This is a genomic window from Pantoea sp. AS142, assembly GCF_037152305.1.
Lineage (GTDB): Bacteria > Pseudomonadota > Gammaproteobacteria > Enterobacterales > Enterobacteriaceae > Pantoea.
This window is the reverse complement of record NZ_JBBCMO010000007.1, coordinates 118,656-132,093: the sequence shown is the minus strand read 5'-3', so window position 1 is coordinate 132,093 and position 13,438 is coordinate 118,656. Positions and strand designations below refer to the sequence as shown.

Genomic DNA, 13,438 nt, shown 5'->3' with positions numbered 1-13,438 from the left:
TAAAAACGGGAGAAATGAATGGGACACGTGGTTAAAATTGGTCGTTATGAGATTGTTGATGCCGATCTTGACAGTGAGAGCCCCGACACAGTCAGTATTCCCTGTCACACCAATCCCGGCTTAATAACTCAACTTGATGGCTGGGATCGCGATACCAGCGTTCCTGCATGGATTGACGGGGAACCGGTGGATCTGCAAATAGGTCATTACGATAAACAGCAGGACCGCTGGATTTTAAAAAAACCGGCCTGAGCCTCTATCACTGCCGCCAGTCGTAAGATTTGGCGGTAATTCCTAAAAAGCGTCTTAAACATTTTGATTATAACCAACGCCCTCCTTATTTTATTCATAAAAATCATTAAGTTAGACATCTGAAACGTTAATCACTTTTGATGTTTTCAGATTTTTTCCGTATTAACTCTGTCAAATAACTCCTGCATACTCATTCTCAATGCTGCAACATTTCGTGAGTACCATCACGCTTTAATCTTTATCTTTTTTGCAGCTGCACTGGCTTTACTGACTGCAACAGACTGAAAATTAATTTTTAAATTTTCAGAAGCCCACTCCTGAGCGCGTACCTGATTCTGGTCAGGCCATCTTTTACTTAAGAAAGAGAGCAGGTTTTATGGCAAGTACATTGATAATGAATAGCCCGAGCCGCTCGTGGAGCGGCACGCGTAAAAATATCATCGTGAAATTCGCCCTGAGCTTTTCCGATCTGATTGCACTTAACCTGGCATTATTTTTATCCGCCGCGACGATACAGGGTATTTGGGGCGAACTGGATACCTTTATTCCACCGCATCAAATTGAATATCGTTTTGTGGCACAGTTTATTATGTCAGTGATGTGTACCGGCTGGTTCTGGGTACGGCTGCGTCACTACACCTATCGCAAACCTTTCTGGTTTGAGCTGAAGGAGATCATTAAAACATTATTTGTTTTCTCGCTGCTCGACCTCGCGCTGATCGCCTTTTCTAAATGGGATTTCTCCCGCATGGTGTGGGTCTTCAGCTGGACGTATGCCCTGCTGCTGCTGCCGCTGATGCGTGCTCTGGTCAAACGCGCCATTAATAAGGCGGGTCAGTGGCAGAAAGAGACCATCATTATTGGTTCTGGCAGAAACGCCACGGAAGCCTATGCTGCACTGCAGAGTGAAGAAATTCTGGGCTATAACGTGCAGGCCTTTATCTCGGTCGATGATGTTCCGTCCCAGCAGAGCGTGAATGGTGTGCCGGTGATCACCTGGAAAGATATTAACTGGCAGACCATTGACCGTGACAATGTGCAGTTTATTGTTGCCATGGAGTATGAACAGCAACCGATGCGCGATCGCTGGCTGAAATTCCTGTCGAAGATGAACTGCCGTTCCGTCTCAGTGATCCCGACACTGCGCGGGGTGCCGCTTTACGGCACGGACATGTCTTTTATCTTCAGTCACGAAGTGATGATTCTGCGCGTCAGCAATAACCTGGCGAAACACTCTTCCCGTTTCATGAAGCGTGCCTTTGATATCGTGGTGGCATCGATGCTGCTGCTGTTCCTCGGTCCGATCTTCGCCCTGCTCTGCTACATGGTGAAACGTGATGGCGGCAATGCGATTTATGGTCATGAACGTGTGGGCCAGAATGGCAAAAAATTCAAATGTCTGAAATTCCGTTCCATGGTGACCAATTCCAAAGAGGTGCTGGAGAAGTTACTGGCAACCAGCGAAGCAGCCCGGAATGAGTGGGACAAAGATTTTAAACTGAAGAATGACCCTCGCGTGACCCGTATTGGCAGCTTCCTGCGTAAAACCAGCCTCGACGAGTTACCGCAGTTATGGAATGTGATTCGTGGTGAGATGAGTCTGGTCGGCCCGCGTCCGGTCATCGAAGCGGAGCTGGAGCGTTATGCCGGTGATGTCGACTACTATCTGATGGCCAAACCTGGCATGACCGGCCTGTGGCAGGTCAGCGGACGTAACGATATTGACTATGACACACGCGTCTACTTTGACTCCTGGTATGTCAAAAACTGGGCGCTCTGGACCGATATCGCGATCCTGTTCAAAACCGCAGGCGTCGTGTTACGTCGCGACGGCGCTTACTAGTTCAGACTTTTGCGATGCCTGTTTACAACAGGCATCGCACTTTCCGCACGGCTTACTCTATCTTTTTTGTCCCTGAATCATTACCCTCTGCGATCGTTTTTAAACAGAACGTTTACCCTCTGGTTGTTATGCAAAAATTTACTCTGCTGTTATTAAGCCTGGTGCTGCTGGCACCTCTAGGCATTGATCTCTATTTGCCCACGCTGCCGCAAATCGCAGAAGGGCTGAATACACCGGTCAATCTGGTGCAAACCACGATTCCCCTGTTTCTGCTGGTCATGGGGCTGGGGCAACTGGTGACCGGTCCGCTGGTGGACAATTATGGCCGTAAGCCGATTGCCCTGCTGGGCCTGGCGCTTTACATCACGGGCAGTGCCCTCGCCGCCACCGCCACCTCCTTTCCACTGTTTGTCCTTGCCCGTCTGGTACAAGGCTGTGGTGTCTGCTGTAGCGCGGTCGTGGCTTTTAGCGGAGTACGCGACCGTCTGAGCGGTGATGATGCCGCCCGCGCGTATGGGTTCCTGAACGGCGCATTAAATATCGTCCCGGCCCTGGCCCCGCTGCTAGGCGGTTTACTGGCCAGCGCCTTCGACTGGCGTGCGCCCTTCTGGTTTCTCTGCGCCTACGGCGTGCTGATTACGTTACTGGTGATTATCTGGCTGCCGGAGACACGCCCGACGGATACCCTGCGGGTGAAAGGATTACCGATTAAGCAGTACGTTGCGATCCTCCGTCAGCCGCGCTTTCTGGCGTTCGCATTTGCCAATGCCGGTGCGCTGGGCATGGTGCTGACCTATGTGTCACTGGCACCGCAGGTATTAATGACCGAAGGCGGGTTGACGCCGATCCAGTTCTCATTTGCTTTTGGGGCCAACGGTTTCTGGATCATGTTTGTCAGCATGTTCGTTAATAAAGCGATTCGCAAAGCGGGTCGCCCTTTCTGCCTGGCGATGGGATTTTTCACTATGCTGCTGGGCGCGGCGCTGCTGGTTGCAGGGATGCAGCTCTTCCCAGCGGAGATGCAGACGCACTGGGCGCTCTACATGTTCCCGGTGGCGGTGTCGGTTGCCGGTCTGGCCTTTACGGTGGGACCGGCCACCAGCTATGCGCTGGAGCCTTATCAGCAGCAGGCGGGCGTGGCCTCAGCCTTACAGGGATTCATTCAGATGGCCGGTGGTGCGGCAGGCAGCCTGGCGATCGTGGCGCTGCCGGTGGCGGAGAAGCTGTCCTTGAGTCTGATGATGCTGCTGGGCGCAGCGCTGGCATTTATCGCCTGGCGCTGCAGCAGAAGGATGCGCGGCAGCCTGACCGCGCTTAAATAACCGTGACCGGAACGCGGGGTGCCAGCGCACACATCAGCTCATACCCTACCGTTCCGGCCGCTTTAGCCACCTGATCGATTTTCACCTGCTCACCCCACAGTTCAACGACTGAGCCAATGCCGGCCTGGGGACAGGGAGTTAAATCCACGGTGATCATATCCATGGAAACTGCGCCAACCACCTGCGTCATCACACCCTCAACACAGACCGGCGTGCCGGTCGGGGCATGACGTGGATAGCCATCGGCGTAACCACAGGCCACCACGCCGATTCGTTGCGCTGCGCTGGCGTGATAGCGATAGCCGTACCCTACACCCTCCCCCGTCTGTAATTGCTGAACAGCGATAATCTCACTGCTTAAGGTCATCACCGGTTTCAGGCCACTGCCCGCAATGTCCTGCCAGTCACCACTGGGGGACGCGCCATACAGCACGATACCGGGACGAACCCAGTCAAAATGCGCTTCAGGGTGCCATAACGTACAGGCGGAGTTGGAGAATGATCGCGGACAGTTCAGCCCCTCTGCCGCCTGCTCAATGCGCTGTAGCGGCGCAACCAACCCTTGCGGATTTTCCGCATCGGCAAAATGCGCCATCAGCGTCATCTCACCCACGGTGCCCAGCGCCTGCAGCTTTTGCCACGCGCCATTAACCTGTTCCGGGCGAAATCCCAGACGGTTCATGCCGCTGTTCATTTTGAGATAAATATCAACTGGCGCAGAGAGCCTGGCACTGGCAAGCGCTTTGATTTGCCAGTTACTGTGTACGCTGGTGGTCAGGCGATAGCGGTCGATCAGCTGCAGGTCCTCTGGCTGGAAAAATCCCTCCAGCAGCAGAATCGGTTTTTTCCAGCCCTGCTCGCGCAGTAGGATCGCCTCTTCCATATTAAGTAACGCAAAGCCATCGGTGGCCGATAACGCCTCGCGCACGCGATCAATGCCATGGCCGTAAGCATTAGCTTTCACCACAGACCAGACGCGGGATGCGGGCGCCGCCTGGCGAACGATAGTCAGGTTATGACGTAACGCCTGATGGTTGATGGTAGCGACAATGGGACGTGACATCCTCTCTCTCCCTGAATACTTAACGAGTTGCGTTGGCGTTACGCAGTGGCGATGAGATCGCCGCGAAACCAGGTAAGTAGCGGAACACCGCTAAGTCATCCGCCGCAATGGCTGGCTTTTTACCGGAGATAAGATCGGCCAGCAACTGACCAGAACCACACGCCATTGTCCAGCCCAGCGTACCGTGACCGGTATTGAGATAGAGATTAGACACGGGCGTGGCACCCACAATCGGCGTTCCGTCTGGCGTCATCGGACGCAAACCGGTCCAGAAACTCGCCTGCGCGAGATGACCGCCTTCAGGATAGAGATCACTGACCACCATCTCCAGCGTTTCCCGCCGGGCTTCGGTGAGTTTGGTGTTAAAACCAACAATCTCCGCCATCCCGCCAACGCGAATACGATCGTCAAACCGGGTCACTGCCACTTTGTAAGTCTCGTCCAGAATAGTCGATACCGGTGCGGCGTCAGGATTTTTAATCGGAATGGTGAGTGAGTAGCCTTTCAGTGGATAGACCGGAATATCAATCACGTTTTTTAATAACGCGGTGGAGTAGGAACCAAATGCCACCACGTAGCTGTCCGCCTTAATAATCTCCTCGCCGCACTTTACGCCATAAATGCGATTTCCATCGCGCAACAGGTGATCCACCGGGGTGTTAAAGCGGAATACCACGCCCGCCTCTTCGGCCATTTTTGCCAGCCGCTGAGTAAAGAGTTGACAGTCGCCGGTTTCATCGTTGGGCAGTCGTAGTCCGCCGGTGAGCTTATGCTGGGTTGCCTCAAGCGCTGGTTCAACGCGTGACAGCTCATGCGCCTGCAACAGCTCATAGGGCACGCCCGCGTCGCGCAGCACCGCAATATCTTTGCTGGCGCTGTCAAACTGCTGCTGAGTGCGGAACAGCTGCAATGTCCCGCCCTGACGTCCTTCATAGGCGATGCCGGTTTCACTGCGCAACGCTTTCAGGCAGTCACGGCTGTATTCGGCAATTCGCACCATGCGGCTTTTGTTCTGCTGATAGTGGTTGATGTCGCAGTTGCGCAGCATGTGCCACATCCATTCCAGCTGAAAACCGCTGCCATCCAGCCGGATAGCCAGCGGTGCGTGGCGCTGGAACATCCACTTCACCGCTTTTAATGGCACGCCGGGTGCCGCCCAGGGTGCGGCATAGCCCGGTGAGATCTGACCGGCATTACCTGCGCTGGTCTCCATCGCTGCGGCGGGCTGACGATCAATAACGGTCACCTGATGTCCGGCACGCGCAAGATACCAGGCGCTTGCCACCCCAACCACCCCACTTCCCAGAATGACAACGTGCATAGGTCCCCCACCCGACTTATAAAAGCATAATTCACTATTCAACGGATGATAGTCAGCGAATTTACATAGCGGACACCACCTCAGAATCTCACCATTCATTTCACATCTTTTTTACTTTTCAGGTAACTAAAATCTTGCCGCGCGACCAATTTTAGCGCTTTATGCGCCTTTATCCCTAAACACAGAAATAAATGATAATGGAGGCAGTTAAATCTGCGCATTGCAGGAGAATCCTTCAACCCCATACATTCCACTTATAAACAGGATTATCTTCCGCGTTTTAAGTTAACATTCGAATTAAAGGCTATTAAATTCCCTGTTACTCTGCTCTGAATGATTTTGTGCCAAAGAATTCGTTTGAGTTCGCATTTCGGATAAGCGACAGTGGACTATCATTGTTGTGTTCGCTCAGTTTTTTTCGGGTTCCCTTTTTCAGGACGAAGCCTTAAATAACCAGAACGGGTTGTCTTTCGGGTCAGCCGGTTTGCAAAAAAGAGGTGCGCTATGACGACAATCTTTGACGAAGCCATCAGAGACAGCAAACGACTCAATGACGGACCAGACTGGACATTCGAACTGCTTGATGTCTATTTAGCTGAGATCGACCGGGTCGCAAAACTCTACCGGCTTGATACCTACCCGCACCAAATTGAAGTGATTACCTCTGAACAGATGATGGATGCTTATTCCAGCATCGGCATGCCCATCAACTATTCTCACTGGTCATTCGGCAAAAAGTTTATCGAGACCGAGCAGCGCTATAAGCATGGCCATCAAGGTCTGGCCTATGAAATTGTCATTAACTCTAATCCCTGCATCGCCTATCTGATGGAAGAGAACACCATGACCATGCAGGCGCTGGTGATGGCGCATGCCTGCTATGGACATAACTCTTTCTTCAAAAATAACTATCTGTTCCGCAGCTGGACCGATGCCGGATCGATTGTCGATTACCTGCTGTTTGCCAAAAACTATATCAGTGACTGCGAAGAGCGCTATGGCGTTGAAGAGGTTGAGCGGCTGCTCGACTCCTGCCATGCCTTAATGAATTATGGCGTCGATCGCTATAAACGTCCGCAGAAGATCTCCCTGCAGGAAGAGAAGGCAAGGCAGAAAAGCCGTGAAGAGTATCTGCAAAGTCAGGTGAACACACTGTGGCGGACGCTGCCCCGGCGTGAGAAGGAGGCGGTGCCGTTTGAAGCAGCGCGCTACCCTTCTGAGCCGCAGGAAAATCTGCTCTATTTTATGGAAAAAAACGCCCCGCTGCTGGAGTCATGGCAGCGTGAGATCCTGCGCATCGTGCGCAAGGTGAGTCAGTATTTTTATCCGCAAAAACAGACGCAGGTGATGAATGAAGGGTGGGCGACCTTCTGGCACTACACCATCCTTAATCATCTGTATGACGAAGGCAAAGTGTCCGAACGCTTTATGATGGAGTTCCTGCACAGTCACACTAACGTAGTGTTTCAGCCGCCCTATAACAGCCAGTGGTACAACGGCATCAATCCCTACGCCTTAGGGTTCGCGATGATGCAGGATATCAAGCGTATCTGTCAGTCACCGACCGAAGAGGATCGCTACTGGTTCCCGGATATCGCTGGCTCGGACTGGCTGGAAACGCTGCATTTCGCGATGCGTGAGTTCAAGGATGAGAGTTTTATCAGCCAATTCCTGTCGCCAAAAGTCATGCGTGATTTCCGTCTGTTTACCGTGCTGGATGATGACCGCAACAACTATCTCGAAATCGCCGCGATTCACGATGAGGCGGGCTACCGGGCGATTCGCCAGCAGCTCTCTGCGCAATACAATCTGAGCAACCTCGAACCCAACATTCAGGTCTATAACGTGGATCTGCGTGGCGACCGTTCGCTGACCCTGCGCTATGTCCCGCAGAGCCGCACGCCGCTGGATAAGAGCCGTCGCGAGGTACTGAAGCATGTGCATCGTCTGTGGGGATTTGATGTCATTCTGGAACAGCAGAATGAGGATGGCAGTGTAGAACTGCTGGATCGTAATCCACCACGCGGTTCATCACTCTGACTGAATAAAAACAAAAAACCGGACGCGATGTCCGGTTTTTTTAACGTTTACTGCCGAGATCGTCCGGTAGATTCTTCTGCATACTGTGCCAGATTTCACCGCTGCGGCGGCCATAGTTGCGCACCACCTCGACTATCTCATCCTGTCCGGGTTCTTTGTCGCATAGCGCCAGAAGTTTGAGATAGAAGTCACGCGCTACCTGACGGGCTTCCGGATTAGAGAAGTAATGGCGGCCAACGCGGGTATAGAGACCTTTGAGGCCATTCAGGATCAGCCCGTAAATCGGGTTACCTGACGCAAAGGCCAGACCGCGGAATACGCGATAGTCGAGTTCAGTATAGGCATCAGCCTGATCGGCGGCGGCACTCACCGTCATCAGCACTTCCCGCGCTTTTTCTGGGTGATGGCGCAGCGCACGGCTGATAAAAATCGATGAAATGTTGCTGCGTACTGACAGCAAGTTGTCAATCAGCACCGGAACGCTATCGTGATCGAGACGGGCCAGCGTTTCCAGAATATTCAGGCCGGATGTTTCCCAGAAATCGTTCACCCGCGTCGGTTTGCCGTGCTGAATAGTGAGCCAGCCATCGCGCGCCAGGCGCTGCAGCACTTCACGCAAGGTGGTGCGCGTCACCCCAATCAATTCAGAAAGCTCACGCTCAGCAGGAAGAATCGACCCTGGCGGAAAGCGGCTGTTCCAGATGCTTTCAATAATATACTCTTCAGCAAATCCCGCTGGACTCTGAGCCTTTATAACCATAGCAATGTGTTCTCGTTGCTTTTCTAATCATGATGGGCACTCATCATACCAGACGCCCTATAGCGGATATAGCCTGTGTAACCATTAAAACCGGGTGCAGGCGCATATTTCAATATGGCTGACAGAGATATCCGCTGCAATGAGATTGCTGGCGGGATGAACAATTTTTTGTGTTGAAATTGCTCGTACTACAGAACAGCAAAATGTCGGCGTTCAGTAAGCCTGAAAGCGCAGGACGCTCGTACCGGATAATCTACGCAAACCGTTTCGCCTCTCCAAATCGCATCCGGTTCTCTCGTCGCTGCCGATCCCCATTTTTCGCTAACCGGACATCGACAGGTATGACCTCCGCTTATCCTCATTTAACCTGCTCTGGATCAGAATCAGGTCATGTTTACACACGATTTTTCCCTGAACCTGGCTGGTTTGCCCGCGCTTTTGGTTTACACTGCGTGGCATTAACGTTTACAGGGAATGCAATATGTTGCGATATCTGAATCAATGTTCACGGGGTCGCGGAGCCTGGTTATTACTGGCACTGACTGCTCTGGCACTGGAATTGACCGCACTCTTTTTTCAGCACGTTATGGGCCTGAACCCCTGCGTGATGTGTATCTATGAGCGCAATGCGTTATTTGGTGTACTGGGCGCGGGGCTGGTGGGTGCCATTGCGCCGAAATCGCCTTTACGTCTGGCGGCGCTGGCGTTGTGGATCTACAGTGCCTGGGAAGGCCTGCGTCTCTCTTATGAACATACAATGATTCAGTTGCATCCTAACCCATTCACTACCTGTGATTTTGCTGCGCGCTTTCCCAGTGGATTACCGCTGGATAAGTGGCTGCCATCGGTGTTTCTTGCCAGCGGTGACTGCGCAGAACGCAGCTGGACTTTCCTGACGCTCAGCATGCCGCAGTGGATGATTGTGGTGTTTGCCGGTTATCTGCTGGTCGCGGCGCTGGTGCTGATTGCGCAGCCACTGAAACCTAAACGCCGCGATCTGTTTGGTCGCTGAGATCATAAAAGGCTGCCACTGGCAGCCTTTTATGCATCAGGGTTGATACCGAGACACTTAGCCGTTGCGATCGGGTCGATCAATGATGTGTTCTTCCCAGTCCCGCACTTCACTCTCTCGTACCGCGATATAACGCACCGAAATACGCTGAGCATGCATCGCTATTTTCGAACCAGCCCGCAGCGGATGCCAGGCAGGTAGCGCTTTGCCCTCACCCAGTAGTCGATATGCACAGGTACGCGGCAGCCAGTTAAAGGTGGTCAGATTTTCGCGCGTTAGCTTGATGCAATCCTCTTCATACTCGAAGCGGCGCTCATAGTTACGGCACTGGCAGGTTTTAATATTGAGCTGATTACAGGCGACATTAGTAAAGTAAATCTCATCGGTGTCGGCGTCCTGCAACTTGTTCAGGCAACATTGCCCACAACCATCACACAATGATTCCCATTCCTCATCGCTCATTTGTGCCAGGCGTTTATGTTGCCAGAAAGGGGTGTCAGTCATGATGATTGTCCGGATTATGCCTAAACCGCACCTTATAAAGCCTATCGTGCGGTGATGCAAGTTTTTAGAGGACGCGCGTGCTGATGCCGTGACCCGCCAGAGAGACTTCCAGCTGATCACCCGAGCGCATCGGGCCAACCCCTTCAGGCGTACCGGTCAGAATCACATCCCCTGCACGCAGGGTAAAGTAATGGCTCATATGTGCGATCAAAGGCAGAATTTTATGAATCATATCAGCGGTGTTGCCCTGCTGACGAACTTCACCATTCACCAGCAATTTAAGCTCGACATTCTGCGGGTCGCTACTGAATTCCGTCGCCGGGATAAAACCGGAGACGGGACAGGCGTTGTCAAAGCCTTTAGATTTTTCCCAAGGCTGGCCCGCTTTTTTTAGTCCGGCCTGCAGGTCACGCAGCGTCAGATCCAGCGCCACACCATAGCCTGCAATTGCCTTCGCCACATGCGCATCGGTGGCTTGCTTCAGGGTTGCGCCAATCAGCACCGCCAGTTCAACTTCATGATGGACTTCCCCGAAAGCGTCGGGAATAGAAAGCGGCTGACGCAAATCACACAGCGCTGTCTCCGGCTTGATAAAGATCACGGGTTCGGTGGGAGTTGCGCTGCCCATCTCTTTAATGTGGTTTGCATAATTACTGCCGACACAAACCACTTTGCTGACCGGAAAATCTAACAGAGCGCCTTGCCAGTTACGATGCTGATACATGCTCTTCCCCTGTTCAGGTTAGGTGTGATGCCAGCGCTGCTGGCGGATTGATGTTTGCTGATGCGTTGGTCGAAATGCCAACCTCATGGCGTGATAATAAGATCCTTTTAACGATCCGGGGGGCGGAATTTGTCAAAAAGCGTAAATGGATGCATTGAAGTGCTGAATAATCGTACAAATCAGGAGAAAAAAATGCGCAGTGAATTTAAAAAGGGGTCAAACAGATAAGCCGCGCCGTTAATTTTGCGCAGCGTCAGAGCAATATTATCCTGACAGAATCGCACCGACAGGATTTATATTTACAGAAGAATCCGAGTTAAACTTTTTTATCGGCCTCTAAATGAATTTTTAGCAGACTTTCTATCGGCGGAGGAAGCTGTAAATAATAGCCCTGCTCACACAATCCCTGCTTAACTTTATTGATATCTGCATTTGCCAGCCTGTCACGGCCCGTGAGCTTTAGCACCATCGCCAGCTGCGGTTGGCCAAATCCTTTCAGCAATTCTTCCGGAACGCGCGAAAAATCGTCCTTTTTTTCAACGTAGAGATAAGTCTGGTCACGTAACGGGCTTCTGTAGATCACACAAAACATATTTTTTACTCGAATTAACCGGCGTTGAGGCTTGTCTGAATATAGCTGTAACTATAACATGCTTGCAGAACTTCGAATATTCACCGTTAGCGCTTCAATGATGATTTTATCATCGCCAGGCTGACGGTAGTGAAAACAGGACTGAGTCGGGACAGATGTCGCAAACGCCAATCGAATTCAAAGGTAGCAGTTTCACCCTGTCTGTCGTCCATTTGCATCACCCTGACCCTGCGGTGATTCGCAAGGCACTCCAGGACAAGATTGACCAGGCTCCAGATTTCCTGAAAAACGCCCCAGTGGTTCTTAACGTCGCCACGCTGAGTGCCAATGTTAATTGGAAACAGCTACAGCAGGCGATTCTTGCCACCGGTTTACGCATCGTTGGCGTAAGCGGCTGCAAGGATGAAGCACTGAAACGCATGATCACCCGGGCTGGCCTGCCGGTGCTGGCAGAAGGTAAAGAGGCCAGATCGCGTGCCGAACCGCCGCAGCCGGTGCCAATACCTGAACCTCTGCCGGTTGCTGCCGAAACGGTGACAACGAAAACCCGCATCGTGAACACCCCGGTGCGCTCAGGCCAGCAGATTTATGCGCGTGACGCTGATTTGATTATCACCAGCAGCGTCAGTGCCGGTGCCGAACTGGTCGCCGATGGCAACATTCATATTTACGGCATGATGCGGGGTCGCGCCCTGGCGGGTGCCAGCGGTGACCGCAACTGCCAGATTTTTTGTACCAGCCTGGCTGCCGAGCTGGTCTCGATTGCCGGAGAGTACTGGATCATGGATCAGATCCCGCAAGAATTCTTTGGTAAAGCCGCGCGCCTGTGCCTGCAGGATGGCGCGCTGACTATCCAGACACTTAATTAGGCCCCTTTTCTTTTGTTAAGGAAATCAACATTTATGGCACGCATTATTGTAGTTACATCCGGTAAAGGGGGCGTTGGTAAGACCACGTCAAGCGCGGCCATCGCCACCGGTTTAGCGCAGAAAGGCAAAAAAACGGTTGTGATAGACTTTGATATCGGTCTGCGTAACCTGGATTTGATCATGGGCTGTGAGCGCCGTGTGGTTTACGACTTCGTCAATGTAATCCAGGGCGATGCCACGCTGAACCAGGCGCTGATTCGCGACAAACGCACTGAGCAGCTCTACATTCTGCCTGCCTCGCAAACCCGTGATAAAGATGCGCTGACCCGTGAAGGTGTTGAAAAAGTCCTGAACGATTTAGCGGCAATGGAGTTTGATTTCATTGTCTGCGACTCACCGGCAGGGATCGAAACCGGTGCATTGATGGCGCTCTACTTTGCCGATGAAGCGATTATCACCACCAACCCGGAAGTCTCTTCTGTACGCGACTCCGATCGCATCCTCGGCATCATCTCGTCTAAATCCCGCCGCGCTGAAAACAGTCAGGACCCGGTGAAAGAGCATCTGCTGCTGACACGTTATAACCCTGGCCGGGTGAACCGTGGTGATATGCTGAGCATGGAAGATGTGCTTGAAATCCTGCGCATTCCTCTGGTCGGCGTGATCCCGGAAGATCAATCGGTGTTGCGTGCCTCTAACCAGGGCGAACCGGTGATTCTTGACGGCGAATCTGATGCTGGCAAAGCCTATGCCGATACCGTTGAACGGTTGCTCGGTGAAGTACGCCCCTTCCGCTTTATCGAAGAAGAGAAGAAGGGTTTCCTGAAACGCCTGTTCGGGGGATAAACCATGGCATTACTTGATTTCTTTTTATCCCGGAAGAAGAACACTGCCAACATAGCCAAGGAAAGGCTGCAGATTATCGTGGCAGAACGGAGAAGGGGCGACAGTGAGCCCCACTATCTTCCGCAACTTAAGCGCGACATTCTGGAAGTGATTTGCAGATATGTGAAGATCGATCCAGAAATGGTGACAGTGCAGCTCGATCAGAAAGGTGATGATATCTCGATTCTGGAGCTGAACGTGACGCTGCCGGAAACGGATGAAGTGACTAAATGACGCTGACCGTTTGCTGA

The 13,438-nt window shown here is 52.3% G+C and carries 14 protein-coding genes; 8 read left to right on the top strand and 6 right to left on the bottom strand.

Going from position 1 to position 13,438, the window contains the following annotated elements:
• Positions 1–18: 18 nt before the first annotated feature.
• From WFO64_RS14285 to WFO64_RS14275, 3 genes are all read left to right on the top strand, one after another.
• On the top strand, positions 19–252 hold the full coding sequence (locus WFO64_RS14285) for a DUF1480 family protein (protein WP_337012732.1): 234 nt from the start codon (positions 19–21) through the stop codon (positions 250–252).
• Between the two features lie 376 nt (positions 253–628).
• Positions 629–2,095: an undecaprenyl-phosphate galactose phosphotransferase WbaP gene (gene wbaP / locus WFO64_RS14280; RefSeq protein WP_337012730.1), complete on the top strand. Its 1,467-nt coding sequence runs from the start codon at positions 629–631 to the stop codon at positions 2,093–2,095.
• Positions 2,096–2,223: 128 nt separating this feature from the next.
• Complete coding sequence (locus tag WFO64_RS14275; protein ID WP_337012728.1) at positions 2,224–3,417, top strand: multidrug effflux MFS transporter; 1,194 nt, start codon at positions 2,224–2,226, stop codon at positions 3,415–3,417.
• Here the strand turns inward: WFO64_RS14275 and dadX are convergent.
• On the bottom strand, positions 3,410–4,480 hold the full coding sequence (gene dadX, locus WFO64_RS14270) for a catabolic alanine racemase DadX (protein WP_337012726.1): 1,071 nt from the start codon (positions 4,478–4,480) through the stop codon (positions 3,410–3,412). The two genes, WFO64_RS14275 and dadX, sit on opposite strands and share 8 nt — an antisense overlap.
• A gap of 19 nt (positions 4,481–4,499) precedes the next feature.
• On the bottom strand, positions 4,500–5,801 hold the full coding sequence (locus WFO64_RS14265) for a D-amino acid dehydrogenase (RefSeq protein ID WP_337012724.1): 1,302 nt from the start codon (positions 5,799–5,801) through the stop codon (positions 4,500–4,502).
• 504 nt (positions 5,802–6,305) lie between these two features.
• Between WFO64_RS14265 and WFO64_RS14260 the strand changes: the two genes are divergently transcribed.
• Complete coding sequence (locus WFO64_RS14260) at positions 6,306–7,841, top strand: SpoVR family protein (protein ID WP_337012721.1); 1,536 nt, start codon at positions 6,306–6,308, stop codon at positions 7,839–7,841.
• Between the two features lie 40 nt (positions 7,842–7,881).
• On the opposite strand, the gene fadR is transcribed toward WFO64_RS14260, so the two are convergent.
• Positions 7,882–8,601, bottom strand: coding sequence for a fatty acid metabolism transcriptional regulator FadR (gene fadR, locus WFO64_RS14255; protein ID WP_337012719.1), 720 nt, complete (start codon positions 8,599–8,601; stop codon positions 7,882–7,884).
• A 481-nt stretch (positions 8,602–9,082) separates the two neighbouring features.
• On the opposite strand from fadR, the gene dsbB reads away from it, so the two are divergent.
• A complete protein-coding gene (gene dsbB / locus WFO64_RS14250; RefSeq protein WP_337012717.1) occupies positions 9,083–9,613 on the top strand; it encodes a disulfide bond formation protein DsbB in 531 nt (176 codons plus the stop codon).
• Between the two features lie 57 nt (positions 9,614–9,670).
• Here the strand turns inward: dsbB and WFO64_RS14245 are convergent, their stop codons facing one another.
• The 3 genes from WFO64_RS14245 to WFO64_RS14235 all read right to left on the bottom strand — a co-directional run bounded on the left by WFO64_RS14245 (position 9,671) and on the right by WFO64_RS14235 (position 11,433).
• A complete protein-coding gene (locus tag WFO64_RS14245; RefSeq protein WP_337012715.1) occupies positions 9,671–10,117 on the bottom strand; it encodes a YcgN family cysteine cluster protein in 447 nt (148 codons plus the stop codon).
• A 64-nt stretch (positions 10,118–10,181) separates the two neighbouring features.
• Positions 10,182–10,841, bottom strand: coding sequence for a fumarylacetoacetate hydrolase family protein (locus WFO64_RS14240; protein WP_337012713.1), 660 nt, complete (start codon positions 10,839–10,841; stop codon positions 10,182–10,184).
• Positions 10,842–11,157: 316 nt separating this feature from the next.
• Positions 11,158–11,433 (bottom strand): YcgL domain-containing protein, encoded by a 276-nt coding sequence (locus WFO64_RS14235; RefSeq protein ID WP_337012710.1) that lies wholly within the window; start codon positions 11,431–11,433, stop codon positions 11,158–11,160.
• Between the two features lie 155 nt (positions 11,434–11,588).
• Between WFO64_RS14235 and minC the strand changes: the two genes are divergently transcribed.
• From minC to minE, 3 genes are read left to right on the top strand one after another with little or no spacing between them, the layout of a single operon-like run.
• Positions 11,589–12,302: a septum site-determining protein MinC gene (gene minC, locus WFO64_RS14230; RefSeq protein WP_337012707.1), complete on the top strand. Its 714-nt coding sequence runs from the start codon at positions 11,589–11,591 to the stop codon at positions 12,300–12,302.
• A 33-nt stretch (positions 12,303–12,335) separates the two neighbouring features.
• Complete coding sequence (minD, locus tag WFO64_RS14225; RefSeq protein ID WP_003852716.1) at positions 12,336–13,148, top strand: septum site-determining protein MinD; 813 nt, start codon at positions 12,336–12,338, stop codon at positions 13,146–13,148.
• Positions 13,149–13,151: 3 nt separating this feature from the next.
• Positions 13,152–13,421 carry a cell division topological specificity factor MinE gene (gene minE, locus WFO64_RS14220; RefSeq protein ID WP_008925314.1) on the top strand — a complete coding sequence of 90 codons (270 nt, stop codon included), beginning with the start codon at positions 13,152–13,154 and terminating at the stop codon, positions 13,419–13,421.
• Positions 13,422–13,438: the final 17 nt, after the last annotated feature.